The following is a 17440-nucleotide window of genomic DNA, read 5'->3' as shown; positions in this document are numbered from 1 at the left end:
GGTCACGGGAGCCGCTGTCCGAGCGGGGCGGAGAGAACACACGGGCTCTCTCCGCCCCGCTCGGCGCGCCCCCGTCCGGCCCCAACACCCGCCACCGGTACCTGAAGTGGCGTGTACCCGTCGTATATCCACCGTTTCCCAGCGGTAGGAAGCACCTTGGTGGCAGTCTGCTCATCAGCAGACACGCAAAGTGGCAAGTACGAGGCACGCAGCCGGAGGTGCACGTCCCGTGGCGTCCAATGTCAATCCCACCGTCAGGCGGCGCCGACTCGGCCAGGAGCTGCGCAGGCTCCGTGAGCTCAAGGGCATGACGGCCGAGGAGGTGGCGGAGCGGCTGCTGGTGTCGCAGTCGAAGATCAGCCGCCTGGAGAACGGCCGGCGCAGCATCAGCCAGCGCGATGTGCGCGACCTGTGCGGGGTGTACGAGGTCGAGGACCAGCGGATCGTCGAGTCGCTGATGCAGATGGCCAAGGACTCCCGGCAGCAGGGCTGGTGGCACGCGTTCGGCGACATCCCGTACAGCGTCTACATCGGCCTGGAGACGGACGCGGAGTCGCTGCGCGTCTACGAACCCCAGATCATCACCGGGCTGTTGCAGACCCGCGCTTACGCGGAGGCGATCGTGCAGGGCGGTTCGCCGGAGTCGTCCGAGCAGGAGAACGACAAGCGGGTCGAGGTCCGGCTGCGCAGGCAGAGCCGTATCACCGCGGACAAGGACCCGCTGCGGCTGTGGATCGTGCTGGACGAGGCGGCGCTGCACCGGGTCGTGGGGAGCAGGCAGGTCATGCGGGAACAGCTCGAGCACGTCATGGAGCTGTCCCAGCTGCCGCACGTCACCGTGCAGGTGCTGCCGTTCGAGGTCGGCGCGCACGCCGGCATCAACGGCCAGTACTCGATCCTGGAGTTCGCCGACGCGGCCGATTCGAGCGTGGTGTACATCGAGGGCGTCACCAGCGACCTGTACCTGGAGAAGCCGCACGACGTGCAGAAGTACACGGTGATGTACGAGCATCTGCGGGCGCAGTCGCTGAACGTGGAACAGTCCCGTCAGCTGGTGGAACGCCTCGCGAAGGACTACGCACGCTGAGTCGTGGTCAGTTGTGGGGCGGAACCCTACACCGCAAGGATGTTGGGCGGTAAGTCCCACCTGGAATATGCCACCCGGTCGAGTGAACGACTGCTCCGGAAGAAGAGGGTGACGAGTAGCGTCGATCACGCCAACCAGCAGCGAGGGTTGGCGAAATCCGTTCTGCGGTCCACGCCGGATGCGCAGGTCGGTGACAGCAACTCAGCATCTGGCTACGGAGCGAACATGGCAATTCGTCTGGGCACCACGGAAACGTGGACGACGTCCTCCTACACCAACAACAACGGCGCGTGCGTGATGGTCAGGTCGACCACCGAGGCGGCGCTGGAACTCGGGGACACCAAGGTTCCCGAGGGTCCGAAGCTGGCCTTCCCCGCGGACGCGTGGAGCGCCTTCGTGGCCTCGGTCAAGGACTGACCCCGCACCGTCGCAGGCACCACCGACAGGGCCCTCTCGACCAGTTCGCCGTCCTAGCCGAGAGGGCTCGGCCGGTGTCCGGCCGGGTCAGCCCCCGGCGGGCGGCCCCACCGGGAAGGCCACGTCGCACACCGGGTCGTCGGGACCCGCGGCAGGCCAGTCCCCGAAGTACACCTCCCGGCAGGGGCCCGTCGGCGTCAGCCCCTGCGTCGTCATCCACGCCTCCACCGCCTCGAACGCGGCCAGGATCTGCGGATGCGCCACCTGCGCCTTGGTGATCCGGGTGCGGGCCAGCCGCAGCGCCGGCTCCACCCGCACCTTCGTCCCGAAGGCCCTGCCCGGCCCGTCCGCCCACGCGCGTGCCGCCGCCTCGTCGGCGACCGGCACGCACGCCTCCGCGGGGCCGTCGCTCTCCATGGACACCTCGGCGTGGTACGCCACGAACGGAGTCCCCGCCACGCCGCCGCACTCCCCGGCCGCCTCCACCAGCCGGCCCAGCGACGCCCCGATCCACGCCGGCAGCTCCTCCGGCGTCACATGCCGTGACTCGGTGATCAGCACCTGCGCCGGCACGTCCACCGTGTCGACCACGAACTTCCCGTACATCTCGGAGCTCCTCCCCGACAGCCGTCCACGGAGGTACTCGGCGAGCGTCCGCTGCCCGGCGTGCCGTGCCTCGACGTCCGCCCAGTACGCGGCGAGCCGCTCGGCCCGCGCCGTACCGTCGCCCGCGTCGAGCACCTCGGCGATCCGGGCGAGCGGCATGTCCAGCTGGCGCAACAGCGCCACCAGCCGGGCCCGTTCGATCTGACCGGCCCGGTAGAAGCGGTAACCGGTGGCCTCGTCGACCCGCGCCGGGGCCAGCAGCCCCAGCCGGCCGTACAGCCGCAGCGCCTTGGCCGACAGCCGGGCCCGCGCCGCGAACGCCCCGATGGAGAGCAGTTCCTCGTCCACGCCGCCATCCTCCGTCACCGGGCGGCTCTTCCGCCCGGCGGGAGGAACGCTCGTCCCTGCCCCAGGGGCAAGGTCAACGGTCAGCCGATCGCCTTCTCCACCGCCGCCACGAGCTCCGCCGACTCCGGCTCGGTCTGCGGCGAGAAGCGGGCGACGACCTCGCCGTCCCGCCCGATCAGGAACTTCTCGAAGTTCCAGCGGATGTCCCCGCTGTGCCCCTCGGCGTCGGCGTGACCGACCAGCCGCTCGTAGAGCGCGTGCCGGCCCTCCCCGTTGACCTCCACCTTCTCGGTCATCGGGAAGGTCACGCCGTACGTCGCCGAACAGAACTCGGCGATCTCCTCCGCGCTGCCCGGCTCCTGACCGAGGAACTGGTTGCAGGGCACGCCGAGCACGGTGAAGCCCCGCTCCGCGTACTGCTCGTGCAGCCGCTCAAGACCGGCGTACTGCGGGGTCAGCCCGCACTTGGAGGCCACGTTCACGACGAGCACGGCCCGGCCCGCGTACTGGGCGAGGTCCGCCGGACCGCCGTTCAGGGCGCCGATCTCGACGTCGAGGGGAGAAGTGCCGTTGTTCGCTTCAGTCGTCATGAGCCGACCCTAGCCCCGGACCACGGTCCTTCCCCGACCGGCCCGGCCTCGGCGAGGACCTCCCCGGCCGCCGTCCGCACGTACAGCACCGACCGGCCCGCCCTGCCGCACCGCTCCACGAGCCCCGCGTCCAGCAGCACCCGCAGATGCCGGCCGACCGAGCCCAGCCCCTGCCCGGTCACCGCGACGAGATGGCTGGTGCTCATCGGGGAGCCGAGCAGCAGCAGCACCCGCGCCCGCGCGGTCCCGAGCAGCGCGCCCAGGCCCGCCGGCACCCGTCCCTGGTCGCGGTCGCCGGCCAGCGCGCCCGCGCACGGGTACACGAGCGCGTACCGTCGCGTCCCCTCCGACGACACCCAGCCCACCCGCTGCGCGGTCACCGGCACGAACAGCAGCTCGGCCCCGGAGATCTCACGCGGCGGCAGCTCGTGCGCGTTGACCTGGAGCCGGTTGCCGCCGAGCCAGCGTGTCCCCGGCCGCAGCGCGTCCAGCACCGTCGCCCAGCCGCCCCGGCCCACCTGCGCCACCCGGGCCACCACATCGGCCTCCAGGACCCGCCGGCGCCGCGCCCAGGAGGGGCGTACGGCGTCCTCCCAGACGTGGGTGAGCAGGTCCGCGGCGCGTTCCGCCAGGTCGTCGCGGTCCAGCGGGGCGGGGAGCGGGCCGCCCAGGGAGACCCGCAGCTGCGCGCGGGCGTCGGCGGGCGGCACCGTACGCACCCGCGCGACCTCCTCCTCGAAGCTCTCGTCACCTCGCGGCGTGACGGTCAGGAAGTCCGCGATCCACACCGTCCCGAGCGCGGACGGCACGAGCAGGGCGGTCACCGGATCGGCGGCCAGCCGTGCCCGGTAGGCGGGTAGATGGGCGTCGAGCCACGCCCGCTCGCCGGGGTGCGCGGCCCGTGCCGCGTGCAGCAGCCGCAGGCTCGCGAAGGTCTCGGCGAGCGGCGAGAGCACGAACCGGCTCCCGGCGAGGGTGTCCGCACTGATCTGCCACCAGCCCACGACCGTCCGCCTCCCCGACCTTTCGCCCCGGCGCGAAACATTAACGACCGCCCCCGCGCCCTCCAAAGACTCCGCGCATGCGCAGCTACCGGGACCTCTTCCGCACCCCCGAGTTCACCCCGCTCCTCCTCGCCGCCTCCGCTCACACCATGGCCCGTACGACGAGCGGCCTGGCCCTGGCCACCCTCGTCCACCGGGAGACCGCCTCACCCCTGCTGTCCGCGCTGAGCATGTTCGGCCCGTCCCTCGCGCACGTCCTCGGCGCCACGCTGTTCATGTCGGCCGCCGACCGCCTCCCGCCCCGGGCCACCATGACCGGCACGGCGCTCGCCTTCGCCGCCGCCACCGCCGCGCTCGCCCTGCCCGGTCTGCCCGTCACCGCGGTGTTCGCGATCCTCCTCCTCACCGGGCTGGTGGCATCGGTGGGTGGGGGAGTCGGCTGGGGCCTGCTGAACGAGATCCTCCCCGGGGACGGCTATCTCCTGGGCCGCTCGGCCTTCAACATGATGAACGGCGTGCTGCAGATCACCGGCTTCGCGACGGGCGGAGTCCTGGTCGCACTCCTCTCCCCGCGCCCGACGCTGCTGGCGGCGGCGGCCCTGTACCTCACGGCGGCGCTCGTCGCCCGCCTCGGCCTGACCCGCCGCCCGCCGCGCGCCGCCGGCCGGCCCTCCGTACGGGCCACCTGGGCGGCCAATGCCCGGCTCTGGTCGTCCCCGCCCCGCCGCCATGTCTACCTCGGCCTGTGGATCCCCAACGGCCTGGTCGTCGGCTGCGAGTCCCTCTACGTGTCCTACGCCCCCGACGCCGCCGGCACCCTCTTCGCCTGCGCGGCCGTGGGCATGCTCGCCGGTGACGTGGCGGTGGGCCGGCTGATCCCGCCCGGCCGCCGCCGACGGCTGGCCACCCCGCTCCTGCTGCTCCTCGCCACGCCGTACCTGCTCTTCGTCCTCCACCCGCCCCTGCCCGTGGCCGCCGCCCTGGCCGCCGTGGCCTCCGCCGGCTTCGGGGCGAGCCTGGTGCAGCAGGAGCGCCTGATGAGCCTCACCCCGCCGGAGCTCTCCGGCCACGCCCTCGGCCTGCACTCCTCCGGCATGCTCACGATGCAGGGCACCGGCGCGGCCCTGGCCGGCGGCCTCGCCGAGCTCACCTCGCCCCCGGCCGCGATGACCACCCTGGCCCTGGCGTCGTCCGCGGTGACGCTGCTCCTCGCCGCCACCGCGCCGGGACGCCGTCCGGCGTGAGCCACCCCCACCGCTCCTACCGGTCCTCCTCCGGAGCCTCCCCCTCCAGCAGCCGCTCCGCGATGTCGTCCGCCCACGTCTGGGCCCAGCGGCGGAGGTCCTCGATCGCCGGGGCGTCCAGGCCGTGGGCGCGGAACCCGCCGTCGTCGAGCCATTCCGTGCCGGTCAGGCGGGACTGGAGCTCGGCGAGGTCGAAGGTGTCGGGCGCGTGCCGCCGGCCGAGCTCCTCCAGCTCCGGAGGGCTCCACCGGTCCGCCACCGCGTGGACGTCGACGAGGTCACGGGGCAGGCCCCGGTCCGCGAGCGCGCGTACGGTCGTACCGGTCAGATCCTCCAGGGAGAGCGCCGGACCGGCCTCCGTCTCCACCGCCGGCCGCCACAGCACCTCCTTGCGGAGATCCACCTGCCACCGAGCCCCCGACGCGGGGTCCCCGACGACCAGCCGTGCCGCCAGCGGATCGACGAGCGGCTCCTCGACCGCCCACCCCCGCCGCTCCAGCCCCGCCCGCACACCGCCGGCGATCTCCGCCATGTCCGCGGGATGCTCGGTGGCCAGGTCCATCCCGCGGCTGATCCGGGCCGCCACCAGCCCGTGCGCCCGCACGGCGTCCCCACCGGCCAGCACCAGGGCGTACGGCGCCCCGACGGCCAGCACGTCACCCGCCAGCCGCCCACGCACGGCGTCCGCATCCACGCCGACCGGGGGTGAGGTCATACGCCGATTATCGCCGCCGGTGGCGTCCGCGCAGGAGCGACGACTGGCGGGCGGACCGGATCGGGGCCGCACCGGCGGGGAGAACCCCACGGTGATGCGGCGGCTGACGGCGGGGTTCGCGGTGATCGGGGACGTCCAGTTCCTGCCCGGATACTCGGTTCTCCTCGCGGACGATCCAGGGGCGCGGCGGCTGTCGGAGCTGCCGAGAGCGAAGCGGCTGTCGTTCCTGGCCGACGTGGACCTGCTCGGCGAGGCGGTCGAGCGGGCCTGCCGACGGCTGGACCCCGCCTTCCGGCGGGTCAACCTCGAGATCCTGGGCACCACGGACCCGTTTCTGCACGCGCACGTCCGGCCGCGCTTCGACTGGGAGCCTGCCGGCCTGGTGGGCCACCCGGTCTGGCTGTACCCGCGTGACCGGTGCAGCGACGAGCGCCACCGTCCCGGCCCGCGGCACGACCCACTGCGGGCGGCGATCGGCGACGAACCGGACCGGCTGCGCGCCACGTCCGTATGACGGGCGCCGCGGCTCCGTCGCTCAGTCCCCCCGTACGACGAAGTACTGGTCGCGGGTGTCCGCGCAGGGTTCCTGGACGGCTTCGACACCCTCGGCCGCGTCGCGGCCGGCGGTGCCGACGCACTGGCCGTGCCGCTCCGTACGGAACCGGAAGCCGGAGCCGTCCGGGGCGGGCTCCACACGGAACAGGGTCGCCCCGGTGCAGTCGTCGCGCGGCTCGATCATGCCCTTGACAGGCCCACCGTCCATGACGGTCAGACAGCCCTTGCCCATCTCCGGGTGGTGCCACTGGACGCGGTACCGGCCCTCACCGGCCGGTTCGAGGTAGGTGCGCGGCACCGGAGCCTGCGCACACGGGAGGTGCACGGCCACGGCGCTGCCGTAGGCGCCGGCCCGGTCCCGTCCGTCGGTGAGGCACAGGTCGGTCTCGCCGGCGGGGCGGATGGTGACCCAGCCGTCGGTGGGGGTCCGCTCCGTGTCGGTCCCCGGACCGTCGGGCAGCAGACCCCACACGCCGACGGCGAGCAGCGGAAGCGCGAGCGCGGACGCGATCACCGTCAGGAGCCGGTGGTCGCGCCGTTGTGGCGCGGGCTCCTCCGGCGAGGGCGAGGGCGAGTCCGGCGGCGAGTCCGGGGGCGGGTCCGCGGGTTCGGCGGGAACCGGCCGCGGCCCCGCCGCGGCGATCCGCTCCCTCGCCTCCAGCCAGGCGTCGACCCGCTCCCCGTCCCCGCAGGCGCGTACGAACGCCGCCAGGACCTCGGGCCGCGGCAGCCCGGGGCGCCTGAGGACGTCGGCCAGCGTGCTGCGCGCGAGCACCTCGCCGTTGCGGGCGGCCTGCTCCTCCAGCTCGCGGTACGTCAGCCCCGACAGCTTCTTGAGCTGTTTCATCGACTCGACGAAACCGGCGGCGTCCCGTGCCGCGTAAGGAGACAGCTCACGCAGGTTCCCCATGGACGCCATCTTGCGGCGGTCGTTGCACGGAGAGCAACGGCGAAATCCGCCATGCCACGGGCGTCCCGCGCGGGTCAGGCGGCCCAGCTTCCGTTGGACAGGGCGTCCGAGCGGAAGTGGAAGTAGAACTGTGTGCCGTCGGGGACGCCGTACTCGATCACGTTCCACTCACCGCCCCGGGCGAGCGTGTAGCCCGAGGGGCAGTCGCTGCCACCGGAGGCCGTTTCGAAGCACACCATGACGTAACGGTTGGTCCTGGGCTTGATGTTGATGTCGGCGCAGTTGCCCGACGTCACGAACAACCGGCCGGCCGGGACGTCGGCGATCCCGGCCGCCTTGGAGTAGTTCTTCGCGCTCCCGTAGCAGGAGGCGGCCCGTTCCTCGCCGGCCTGGGCGGCCGGGGCGAGGGTGACCACCCCGGCGAGCAGCGAGGCGGCCAGGGTGCCGTAGGCGAGGCGCTTGCGGATGGTCACGGTGGTCCCTCTCGACGTCGGAGGGCGCCGCCGTACCCGGTACGGACGGGCGACGCCTGCGGCCTGCGCACCGGACGCGGGCTCGGGACCGTGAACTCCCCCGTCGCCACGGCCCCTTGCCCGGCCGGCCGTCACCAAGACTCCCGACACCGGCCGGCGGGATCAACACCGGCCGGCTGTCCCGGACAGCGCCGGGCTGTCCGGGCAGGTCGGAGCCGTGCCACCGCCCTGTCCGGGACAGCGCGCCCGTGACCGTCAGACTGCCGTCGTGTCCTTCACGTACGGCGGTTGCGTCGCCGGCACCGGCGCCACCGCCGGTCCTCCTTCACCGAGCCCGAACCGGGCGTGGAACCGGCGCAGGAACGGCGGCGCGTACCAGGCCCGGCGGCCCAGCAGGCGCATCGCGGCGGGGACGAGCACACCGCGTACCGCGAGAGCGTCGATGAGGATGGCAAGCCCGCTGCCCAGGCCGAACATCTGCATGAAGCTGATCTCCGCGGTGCCGAAGGCGAAGAAGCTCACCGCGAGCAGGAAGGCCGCCGCGCTGACGATGCGTCCGGTGTGCCCGAGCCCGTCGGCCACCGCGGACACGTTGTCCTGGCCCAGGTCGTGGAGTTCCTTGATGCGGCTGGTCACGAACACCTCGTAGTCCATCGACAGGCCGAAGGCGATGCAGAACATCAGCACCGTCATCGACATCTCCATCGGCTGGGCCGTGAAGCCGAGCAGGGAGGAGAGGTTGCCGTCCTGGAAGATCCAGGTCATGACGCCGAGGGTGGCCGCCAGGCTGACGACGTTGAGGACCAGCGCCCGCAGAGGCTGCACGACACTGCCGGTGAACAGGAAGAGCAGCACGAAGGTGGTGAGGACGATCAGGCCCACGGCGAAGGGCAGCCGGTCGCCGATGGAGTCCCTGGTGTCGACCAACTGGGCGTCGGTTCCGCCCACCAAGGGCTGTGTCCCCGCGGGCGGGGCGACCTCCCTCACCTCCTCGACCAGGTTCTGGGCCGCGTCCGACCTCGGCGTCAGGGTGCTCACCACGGTGATCCGCTGGGCGTCGGGCCGGCCGAGGGCCGGGTGGGCGCCGCCGGTTTCCGTGGGGTTCCCCTCGGCGTAGGTGCCCGTGCTGGTCTCGACCCGCAGGACCCCTGTGAGCCGGGACAGTTCGGCCGCGTACGACTCCAACGGGCCCTTGTCCACGACCTCGTCGATGACGATGTGCAGCGCGGAGTCGTCGCGGCCGGTGAAGTTCTCCCGCAGTGCCGTGGCGACCTGGCGGCTCCCGGCGTCCTCGGGCAGTACGCGTTCGTCCGAGGTGCCGAAGGTGATGCCCAGCAGTGGGGCCGCCGCCAGCAGCAGGACGGCGAGCGCGGGCAGCGCGGTCAGCGCCGGCCGCCGCATCACGGTGCGGGCCAGCCGCCCCCACATCGGCGCCCGGGCGTCGGCGCGCCCCCGCTTCACCCACGGAAGCCGGCCGCTGTTGACGCGGTGACCCAGCACGACGAGCAGGGCCGGCATCACGAACAGCGTGCCGAGGGCCGCGACGGCCACGACACCGACCCCGGCGAAGCCGAAGGAGCGGAGGAAGTACTGCGGGAACACCAGCAGCGCCCCGAGCGCCGCCGCCACGGTCGCGGCGGAGAAGGCGACGGTGCGTCCCGCGGTGTTCACCGTGCGCCGCACGGCGTCGTCCACGCTCGCGCCCGTCGCGAGCTGCTCGCGGAAGCGGCTGACCATCAACAGCGCGTAGTCGATGCCCAGTCCGAGGCCCAGGGCCGTGGTGAGGTTGGTCGCGGTGTCGGCGACGTCGGTGACTTCGGCGAGGAGGGAGAGCTGGGCGAACGAACCGAGCACGGCGATGACGGCGACGGCCAGCGGCAGCAGGGCCGCGACCAGGCTGCCGAACACGAACAGCAGCAGGAGCAGGGTCAGCGGTATGGCGATGGCCTCGGCCAGGATCAGATCGTCGACCACCTGCGTCGACAGGTCGCTGCCCACGGCCGCGCCGCCCCCGGCCCGGACGGTGAGCCCGCCCTCGCGGGTGCCGGTGTAGGTGTCGATCAGTTCCGTGGCGTTCTTCCGCTGCTGCGTCTCGTCACCCGTCACATGGGCCAGCACCATGGCCTCGCCGCCGTCCCGGGACAGCAGTCCGGGGCTGCCCGTCTCCCAGTAGGAGACGACGTTGGTGAGTCCCTTCTCCTCCTTCAGCGCGGCGACCAGCGCCTCCGCGCTCCGCCTCGCGGCGGGTGCGTCGACACGGCCGTCAAAGGCGCGGACCAGCAGGACGAGGTTCGTCTCCCCGCCGAACTTCTCGTCGATGACCTTCGCCGCCCGGGTGGACGGGGAAGCGGGATCGTCGAAGCCGCCGCCGAGCAGCTTGCTGAACGCGCCCGCGCCCACCACGCCCATGAGCGCCACCGCCACGACGGTCACGACGAGTACCAGCCGGGACCGGCGTATCGCCAATTCGGCCAAACGTTCGAACACGTCACATCTCCTTCTGCGTCCACAAGGGTGGGTGGGAGCGACGCGTGTCCGCCGGGCGCACAGAGGGGCCGGCGCAGTGCTCCGCGGAGCCCTCGTCCCTTCGGAGCGGGTGCGGTGCCGCACGCTTCGTCGCCGGGAGCGACGCTAGTCAGGCGGCAGATATTTGAGCAGCAGGAGATTTTTCTGACACTGTCAGATGTTTCTGTCGCCATGCAAGGGAATGTGACATTCCGTCGCCTGATGCGTCGTAGGCTCTGCCGCATGCCCGCAGACGTACACATGACCGCCGCGCCGCTCTCCCTGCGACAGCGGCGCCGGGCCGTCGCCACCCGGGAGATCGTGGACGCCGCCGAGCGCCACCTCGACGCGCACGGACCCGGAGCCCTGTCCCTGCGCGCCGTCGCCCGCAGCCTCGGCATGACCGTCCAGGCCCTCTACCACTACTTCCCGAACCGGGACGCCCTCGTCACCGTCCTCATCGCCAAGGCGTACGACGACATGGCCGACGCCGTGCAGACCGCCGTCGACACCGTCGCCGGCGAGTCGGCCGTGCCGCGCTTCGTCACGGCGGCCGAGGGCTACCGCCGCTGGGCCGTCGACCACCCGGAACGGTTCCAGCTCCTGTACGGCACGCCGCTGCGGGACTACGAGGCACCCGCGGGGGGCCCCACCACCCGGGCCATGCGCAGGATGGGCGCGCTCTTCCGGCACGAACTGTTCGGCGGCTTCACCACCGAGCAGCTCGCCGCGGCCGACACCCACGCCCTCTCGCCCGCGCTCCGCACCCGACTGGAGTTCCTGCCGGCGGACGACGACGGCACCGAAGCCCTGCCGCCCGCCGCGACCATGCTGCTCCTGAGCGGGTGGGGACACATGCACGGCCTGGTCGTCCTCGAGGTGTTCGGGCACACCTCTTTCATCGGCGGCGATCACCAGGCCGAGATCTTCCGCGTGTCGATGCACCACCTGCTCACGGAGATCCACAGCCGGATCCCCGCGGCACCGCCCGGTGTCGGTGCCTGTCCCTGAACCCCAGGCCAGTCCGTCGGGCTGTCACGGTCGGGCCTGTCCCGTTTGTCGCGACTCGTGTGGGCACTCAGTGTGGAACCGATGAGCCGGTGAGAGGAGTCCCGATGACAACCGTCTTCGTGCGGGGAGGTCGGCGCGCTTTCGCGGCGGCCGCTCTTGCGATCGCGGTGACCGCGGGTGGATGCGGGGGTGATGACTTCTCTCTGCCGGAGTGGGACGCGCCAGGGCAGAACGCCCGCGTCGGCGACCTCATGATCCGGTACGCGCATGTGGCTGAACCGCGGGGTGAGCCGTGGCAGGCCGGCGACGATGTTCCGGCATATGTGTGGCTCTACAACAAGGGTGGCGAAACTGACAGGCTCGTGGGGGCGAGCACGCCGAACGCAGCCTCGGTGGACATCGTCGACTCTGACGGCAAACCGCTCGCGGACGGTGTGGACCTGCCCGCGAACCAGCTCGTGGAGCTGGAGCCGAACGCATCCCACCTGGTGCTGCGGGATGTGCGCGAAACGATCAGGGGTGGCGACTTCATGAAGTTCACCATGCGGTTCGACCAGGCCGGATCGGTTACCTTCAATATCCAGTCGCAGATCCCCGCCTATGACGAGAGCCCCTCCACCGCTCATTGAGTCAACGCATCGCTTGTCGGCGGCCGGGCGGGCTGCTGCAGACCGGCAGTGCCGGGACGATCAGTCGCATGGAGCTTCGCGGGAGGCCGACGGTCCGCCGGTGACCCGGTGGACCGCGGCGGACGGGAACAGGGCCTGGCTGCCGACGACGTGCGAGTCGCCGTAGAAAGAGTGCAGGACCGCCGTCTCGTGGGCACGGGCGAGGACGAGTCCCTCGGCCACCTGGCGCGCGTAGCGCATGGAGCCGGCGAGCTCAGGGGTGATCGAGTCCGCGGAGAGCAGCCGGGCATGCGCGTCGCGCAGCAGTGCGTCGGGGGTCGAGTGATCCGCATTCATTCCGCCGACCCTACGGAAGCGGCACGGGGCCCGACGATCCGCCCTGACCTGGTTGAATCCCGCATCATCCTCCGTACGTCCGGAGGGATCCGCTCCACCACGGGAGCAGAATCGAAACCATGGCAACACGCGGCACACTCCGGATCCACCTCGGCGCGGCACCGGGCGTCGGCAAGACCTACGCCATGCTGTCCGAGGCGCACCGGCGGGTGGAACGTGGCACCGACTGCGTGATCGGCTTCGTGGAGCACCACGACCGGCCCCGCACCCGGGCGCTGCTGGAGGGCCTGGAGGAGGTGCCGCGCAGACGGCTCGAGCATCGGCGGGCCTTCCGCACGGAGATGGACCTGGACGCGGTGCTGGCCCGGCGCCCCGAGGTCGTCCTCGTCGACGAGCTCGCCCACACCAACGTCCCGGGCTCCCGCCACACCAAGCGCTGGCAGGACGTGGAGGAGCTGCTCGCGGCCGGGATCGACGTGATCTCCACCGTCGACATCCAGCACCTGGAGTCGCTCGGCGACGTCGTCGAGTCCATCACGGGCGTGCGCCAGCAGGAGACCGTGCCGGACGAGGTGGTGCGCCGGGCCGAACAGGTCGAGCTGGTCGACATGACCCCCGAGGCGCTGCGCCGCCGGATCGCCCACGGCAACGTCCACCGGCCCGACGAGGTCGACGCGGCCCTGTCCAACTACTTCCGCCCCGGCAATCTCACCGCCCTGCGCGAGCTGGCCCTGCTCTGGGTGGCGGACCGGGTCGACGAGCACCTCCAGCAGTACCGCAGTGAGCACGGGGTCCGCGCGATCTGGGGCTCGCGCGAGCGGATCGTGGTCGGCCTGACCGGAGGACCCGAGGGCCGGACGCTGATACGGCGGGCGGTGCGCCTCGCCGAGAAGGGCGCCGGAGGCGAGGTCCTCGCGCTCTACGTCGCCCGCAGCGACGGACTGACCGCCGCCTCGCCCGGGGAACTGGCCGTCCAGCGCACGCTGGTGGAGGACCTGGGCGGCAGCTTCCACCACGTGGTCGGCGACGACATCCCGACCGCGCTGCTGGAGTTCGCCCGCGGGGTGAACGCCACCCAGATAGTGCTCGGCGCCTCCCGGCGCAAGGGCTGGCAGTACGTGCTCGGCCCCGGCGTGGGCGCCACCGTGGCCCGTGACTCCGGGCCCGACCTGGACGTCCACCTCATCACGCACGACGAGGTGGGCAAGGGCCGCGGCCTGCCGGCCGCCCGGGGCGCGGAACTGGGCCGGTCCCGTGTCGCGGCCGGCTGGCTGGTCGGTGTGCTCGGGCCCGTCCTGCTGACCCTGCTGCTGCGCACCGCCCTGCCCGATGTGGGCCTGGCCAACGACATGCTGCTGTTCCTCGCCCTCACGGTGGCGGCGGCGCTGCTGGGCGGCATGCTCCCGTCCCTCGCCTCCGCCGTGGTGGGGACGCTGCTGATCAACTGGTACTTCGCGCCGCCGGTGCGGACCTTCACCATCGCCGCACCCCAGAACATCGTCGCCCTCGTGGTCTTCGTGGGGGTCGCCGCCTCCGTGGCCTCCGTGGTGGGCCTCGCGGCACGCCGTACCGACCAGGCGGCCCGGCTGCGCGCCGAGGCGGAGACCCTGTCCTTCCTCGCCGGGAACGTCCTGCGGGGCGAGACCAGTCTGGAGGAGCTGCTGGAACGCGTCCGCGGAACCTTCGCCGTGGACTCCGCGGCCCTGCTGGAGCGGGAGCACGACAAGGCGCCCTGGACCTGCGCCGGCGGCGTCGGCGCGGTGTCCGCCGTGGCACGGCCCGAGGACGCCGACGTGGTCGTGCCGGTGGGCGACGACATGGTGCTCGCGCTCTTCGGCCGGGTGCTGCCCGCCTCCGACCGCCGTGTCCTGGCCGCGTTCGCGGCGCAGGCCGCCGTCGTCCTGGACCGCAGGCGGCTGAAGTCCCAGGCCGACCGGGCCAGGGAACTCGCCGAGGGCAACCGCATCCGCACCGCCCTGCTCGCCGCGGTCAGCCACGATCTGCGCACCCCGCTCGCCGGGATCAAGGCGTCCGTGTCGTCGCTGCGCTCGGACGACGTGGAGTGGTCGGAGGAGGACCGGGCCGAGCTCCTGGAGGCGATCGAGGAAGGCGCCGACCGCCTCGACCACCTGGTCGGCAACCTGCTCGACATGTCCCGCCTGCAGACCCGGACCGTCACGCCGCTGATCCGGGAGGTGGACCTGGACGAGGTCGTTCCGCTCGCACTGGGCGGGGTCCCGGAACCGGGATCCGCCGTCGTCCTGGACATCCCCGAGAGCCTGCCCATGGTGGCGACGGACAAGGGGCTGCTCGAGCGGGTGGTCGCCAACGTCGTGGAGAACGCCGTGAAGTACAGCCCCGACGAGGAGCCGGTCCTGGTCGCGGCCAGCACGCTCGCCGACCGGGTGGAACTGCGTGTGGTGGACCGGGGGCCCGGCGTTCCCGACGAGGTCAAGGAGCGCATCTTCTTCCCGTTCCAGCGGCACGGCGACGCCCCGCGGGGCGACGGGGTCGGCCTCGGCCTGGCGGTCGCCCGCGGTTTCGCCGAGGCCATGGGCAGCACCCTGCAGGCCGAGGACACCCCCGGTGGCGGCCTCACCATGGTCCTCAGCCTCCCCGCCGCCGCCGGAGGCGGCCCGTCCGGTCCGGCTACGCGCGCCAGTGGCCGCGGCGAAGCAGAACGGCCAGGGGAACGATCTCGATACGGCCGAGGAACATGAGAGCGGAGAGGATCACCTTCGACGGCCCCCCGAGCGGCGCGTACGACCCGTACGGGCCGAGCTCGCCGAACGCCGGGCCGACGTTGCCGAGGCACGCCGCCGCGGCGCCGAGCGCCGTGAGCACACCGGTGCCGGCGGTCCGCGCCTCCGCGTCGAGGGCGAGGCCGAACGTCCCGAGCGCGAGCGATCACCGTGCACTCGTGCGTCTCGGCGAGCGACTTGACCACCGTGTGCCCGACCTGGTCCACACCGACCACGACGGCCCGCATACCGGCATCGTGGCAGCACGCACGTCCCGGATCGCCGTCCTCACTCACGCGTAAGGGTGGAGAACCGTTCGCCCGCACGGCGCAAAACCTGTAGCGGCCGATGTAGACATGCGGCCGTGAAGGGGTTAGTGTCTCTTCTGTCGACAGGAACATCCGTGAGGCGTGGCAGACACGAACTGCCCGCGTGAAGAACTCATGTGGGCACGGCGGTGGAGTGACGGGGCCGGAGCAGGTTGAGGGTCCCCTCGCTGACCGCCGTGCCCGGCGGTCCCCTCCAGGACCGTCGGCAGGACGCAGGATCCGCAGTATCAAGAGATGCGAAACAGAAGGAAGAAGGAGGCGAACGCCATCAGGATCGCCCGGTCGGGAACGGCCCGCCCGGGTACCGCAGGCCCCGGAACGGAAGGTGGTCACACGGTCACGCATCCGCGATCCCCGCACTCTCCGCCCACTTCACGGGGCGGACGCGGAAACAGAAGGCCGGCAGTGCAGTAAGCCGGTGGATGGTGTTACAAATCCCTCGGGGCCTTGGTGCCGTACGGCACCAAGGCCCCTCGACGCATTGCCCACGCATTCCCATCAGAGGTGCAGATGACCGCAGACACACCGCTCGACCGCATCGACGACGACGACTACCCCGCGTACACCATGGGGCGAGCCGCGGAGATGCTGGGTACGACACCCGCTTTCCTGAGGGCTCTCGGCGAGGCCCGGCTGATCACGCCCCTGAGGTCCGAGGGCGGCCACCGCCGCTACTCCCGCTACCAGCTGCGTATCGCGGCCCGCGCCCGTGAGCTGGTCGACCAGGGAACCTCCATCGAGGCGGCTTGCCGGATCATCATTCTCGAGGACCAACTCGAAGAGGCCCGGCGCATCAACGAGGAACTGCGGGCGCGATAATTTTGGGGTCCGTCCTCCCAAGAGCGTTCCGGACCGTGGTGTGCCGGGTCCGGGCGACCGGAAAAAGGCGGGACGGACGTCCTGATCGGGACGGGTGAAGAGACGTGTGACAGGGTGCGATTCCCAGGACGGGAAAGAGTGGAAAAGCCGCCCGAGAACAAGAGCGGCCGGGGCCCGCACCCCAAAGGATGCGAGCCCCGGCCGCGCGGTGCGCCTGGGTACGGCTGTCAGGCGGGAACGATGTTCTCGGCCGTCGGGCCCTTCTGGCCCTGCGCGATGTCGAAGGACACCTTCTGGCCCTCGAGCAGCTCACGGAAGCCCTGGGCGGCGATGTTCGAGTAGTGGGCGAACACGTCGGCGCCGCCACCGTCCTGCTCGATGAAGCCGAAGCCCTTTTCCGCGTTGAACCACTTCACGGTTCCAGTAGCCATGTCATTTCTCCTTAGGGGCAGTGCGTCGGAATCCGCACCGTGCGGACACCGTGTCGCCGCGATGATCACCCCGTCCGGAAAAGAACCGGAAATGCGCAAGAACGCCGGTGACATGAAGCCGACCGAAGTTCTTGAAGTTTCGGGAACCACAACTGCAACTTCCATCGACAGTAGCACGCCGCGCTGCCGTGTGTGGTGTGCGGAATTACGCTCGGTTCGCTGCCGCAAGGAAACTGTTCGCGCGTCGGATTCAATTCTTACCCCGCGCATGCAGATACAGGTACTTCAGGAGTAGAAGAGGTCCTTCTCCGGGGTGATGCGGCGTCCGTTCCGGCCGGGGGAACCTGGGCGCCAGGACCGGCGGCACGAGGGAAGGCAGCATGGAAGCGATCAAGGAACCCGACTGGAACACCGTGGGCATCCTGGGGTCCGCCCGGGGTGCCGCGGGGGCGACCGGCGGGGAAGCCGTCGGCACCGACCATCTGCTCGCCGCCATCACCGCGGCCAAGGGGCCCGCGCGCGAGGCGCTCGCGAACGCCGGGGCGACCAGGACCGTGGTGGGGGCCGTACTGCGGGACCTGGCGGACCGGAAGACCGCGGCCGGCGGCGACGACGACGTCGAGAACGACGTCGCCGCCCAGGAGGTGCTGGGGGACGACGGGACCGCGGCATACGCCTGACGGGCGCCGC

At 71.9% G+C, this 17440-nt stretch carries 18 protein-coding genes and 1 pseudogene; 9 read left to right on the top strand and 10 right to left on the bottom strand.

Annotated elements, in window-relative coordinates; translation table 11 throughout:
- Positions 1–229 precede the first annotated feature (229 nt).
- Both ACZ44S_RS08915 and ACZ44S_RS08910 read left to right on the top strand, forming a co-directional pair.
- Positions 230–1087 carry a helix-turn-helix domain-containing protein gene (locus tag ACZ44S_RS08915; RefSeq protein ID WP_190165336.1) on the top strand — a complete coding sequence of 286 codons (858 nt, stop codon included), beginning with the start codon at positions 230–232 and terminating at the stop codon, positions 1085–1087.
- Between the two features lie 225 nt (positions 1088–1312).
- Positions 1313–1504 (top strand): DUF397 domain-containing protein, encoded by a 192-nt coding sequence (locus ACZ44S_RS08910; RefSeq protein WP_149548727.1) that lies wholly within the window; start codon positions 1313–1315, stop codon positions 1502–1504.
- Between the two features lie 87 nt (positions 1505–1591).
- Here ACZ44S_RS08910 and ACZ44S_RS08905 read toward each other — a convergent pair whose 3' ends face one another.
- The 3 genes from ACZ44S_RS08905 to ACZ44S_RS08895 all read right to left on the bottom strand — a co-directional run bounded on the left by ACZ44S_RS08905 (position 1592) and on the right by ACZ44S_RS08895 (position 4052).
- Positions 1592–2476, bottom strand: a complete 885-nt coding sequence (locus ACZ44S_RS08905; RefSeq protein WP_466926109.1) for a MerR family transcriptional regulator — start codon at positions 2474–2476, stop codon at positions 1592–1594.
- A gap of 62 nt (positions 2477–2538) precedes the next feature.
- On the bottom strand, positions 2539–3048 hold the full coding sequence (locus ACZ44S_RS08900) for a glutathione peroxidase (RefSeq protein WP_466926107.1): 510 nt from the start codon (positions 3046–3048) through the stop codon (positions 2539–2541).
- Complete coding sequence (locus ACZ44S_RS08895) at positions 3045–4052, bottom strand: ArsR/SmtB family transcription factor (RefSeq protein ID WP_466926105.1); 1008 nt, start codon at positions 4050–4052, stop codon at positions 3045–3047. Before ACZ44S_RS08895 ends, ACZ44S_RS08900 begins: the two co-directional genes overlap by 4 nt.
- 77 nt (positions 4053–4129) lie before the next feature.
- Here ACZ44S_RS08895 and ACZ44S_RS08890 point away from each other — a divergent pair, with 77 nt between their 5' ends.
- Positions 4130–5296 carry an MFS transporter gene (locus tag ACZ44S_RS08890; RefSeq protein WP_466926103.1) on the top strand — a complete coding sequence of 389 codons (1167 nt, stop codon included), beginning with the start codon at positions 4130–4132 and terminating at the stop codon, positions 5294–5296.
- Between the two features lie 16 nt (positions 5297–5312).
- Here the strand turns inward: ACZ44S_RS08890 and ACZ44S_RS08885 are convergent, their stop codons facing one another.
- On the bottom strand, positions 5313–6011 hold the full coding sequence (locus ACZ44S_RS08885; protein ID WP_466926100.1) for a nucleotidyl transferase AbiEii/AbiGii toxin family protein: 699 nt from the start codon (positions 6009–6011) through the stop codon (positions 5313–5315).
- On the opposite strand from ACZ44S_RS08885, the pseudogene ACZ44S_RS08880 reads away from it, so the two are divergent.
- A pseudogene (locus ACZ44S_RS08880) lies at positions 6002–6525 on the top strand (diadenosine tetraphosphate hydrolase). The gene ACZ44S_RS08885 and the pseudogene ACZ44S_RS08880 sit on opposite strands and share 10 nt — an antisense overlap.
- A 21-nt stretch (positions 6526–6546) precedes the next feature.
- Here ACZ44S_RS08880 and ACZ44S_RS08875 read toward each other — a convergent pair.
- The 3 genes from ACZ44S_RS08875 to ACZ44S_RS08865 form a co-directional block, all read right to left on the bottom strand.
- Positions 6547–7476, bottom strand: a complete 930-nt coding sequence (locus ACZ44S_RS08875) for an RICIN domain-containing protein (protein WP_466926097.1) — start codon at positions 7474–7476, stop codon at positions 6547–6549.
- A gap of 74 nt (positions 7477–7550) precedes the next feature.
- Positions 7551–7949, bottom strand: coding sequence for a hypothetical protein (locus ACZ44S_RS08870; RefSeq protein ID WP_466926095.1), 399 nt, complete (start codon positions 7947–7949; stop codon positions 7551–7553).
- A 255-nt stretch (positions 7950–8204) separates the two neighbouring features.
- Entirely contained in the window at positions 8205–10436 is a 2232-nt protein-coding gene (locus ACZ44S_RS08865) for an MMPL family transporter (protein ID WP_466926092.1), read from the bottom strand.
- Between the two features lie 261 nt (positions 10437–10697).
- Here ACZ44S_RS08865 and ACZ44S_RS08860 point away from each other — a divergent pair, with 261 nt between their 5' ends.
- On the top strand, positions 10698–11465 hold the full coding sequence (locus tag ACZ44S_RS08860; protein ID WP_466926089.1) for a TetR/AcrR family transcriptional regulator: 768 nt from the start codon (positions 10698–10700) through the stop codon (positions 11463–11465).
- A gap of 104 nt (positions 11466–11569) precedes the next feature.
- The gene (locus ACZ44S_RS08855) at positions 11570–12094 is read left to right on the top strand and encodes a copper chaperone PCu(A)C (RefSeq protein WP_466926087.1); all 525 of its coding nucleotides are present in this window, start codon (positions 11570–11572) and stop codon (positions 12092–12094) included.
- 60 nt (positions 12095–12154) lie between these two features.
- Here the strand turns inward: ACZ44S_RS08855 and ACZ44S_RS08850 are convergent, their stop codons facing one another.
- Positions 12155–12430, bottom strand: a complete 276-nt coding sequence (locus ACZ44S_RS08850) for a hypothetical protein (protein ID WP_466926084.1) — start codon at positions 12428–12430, stop codon at positions 12155–12157.
- Between the two features lie 119 nt (positions 12431–12549).
- Here ACZ44S_RS08850 and ACZ44S_RS08845 point away from each other — a divergent pair, with 119 nt between their 5' ends.
- On the top strand, positions 12550–15150 hold the full coding sequence (locus tag ACZ44S_RS08845; protein WP_466926081.1) for a sensor histidine kinase: 2601 nt from the start codon (positions 12550–12552) through the stop codon (positions 15148–15150).
- On the opposite strand, the gene ACZ44S_RS08840 is transcribed toward ACZ44S_RS08845, so the two are convergent.
- Positions 15080–15274 carry a potassium transporter TrkG gene (locus ACZ44S_RS08840; RefSeq protein ID WP_466926078.1) on the bottom strand — a complete coding sequence of 65 codons (195 nt, stop codon included), beginning with the start codon at positions 15272–15274 and terminating at the stop codon, positions 15080–15082. The genes ACZ44S_RS08845 and ACZ44S_RS08840 overlap by 71 nt on opposite strands.
- 736 nt (positions 15275–16010) lie before the next feature.
- On the opposite strand from ACZ44S_RS08840, the gene ACZ44S_RS08835 reads away from it, so the two are divergent.
- On the top strand, positions 16011–16319 hold the full coding sequence (locus ACZ44S_RS08835) for a MerR family transcriptional regulator (protein ID WP_361027813.1): 309 nt from the start codon (positions 16011–16013) through the stop codon (positions 16317–16319).
- Between the two features lie 227 nt (positions 16320–16546).
- On the opposite strand, the gene ACZ44S_RS08830 is transcribed toward ACZ44S_RS08835, so the two are convergent.
- Positions 16547–16750: a cold-shock protein gene (locus ACZ44S_RS08830; RefSeq protein ID WP_004986771.1), complete on the bottom strand. Its 204-nt coding sequence runs from the start codon at positions 16748–16750 to the stop codon at positions 16547–16549.
- Positions 16751–17130: 380 nt separating this feature from the next.
- Between ACZ44S_RS08830 and ACZ44S_RS08825 the strand changes: the two genes are divergently transcribed.
- On the top strand, positions 17131–17430 hold the full coding sequence (locus ACZ44S_RS08825) for a hypothetical protein (RefSeq protein ID WP_466926075.1): 300 nt from the start codon (positions 17131–17133) through the stop codon (positions 17428–17430).
- Positions 17431–17440 lie beyond the last annotated feature (10 nt).

It is taken from the genome of Streptomyces malachitofuscus (genome assembly GCF_055571035.1).
The sequence above is the reverse complement of the archived record's forward strand: the minus strand, read 5'-3'. Positions and strand labels throughout refer to the sequence as shown.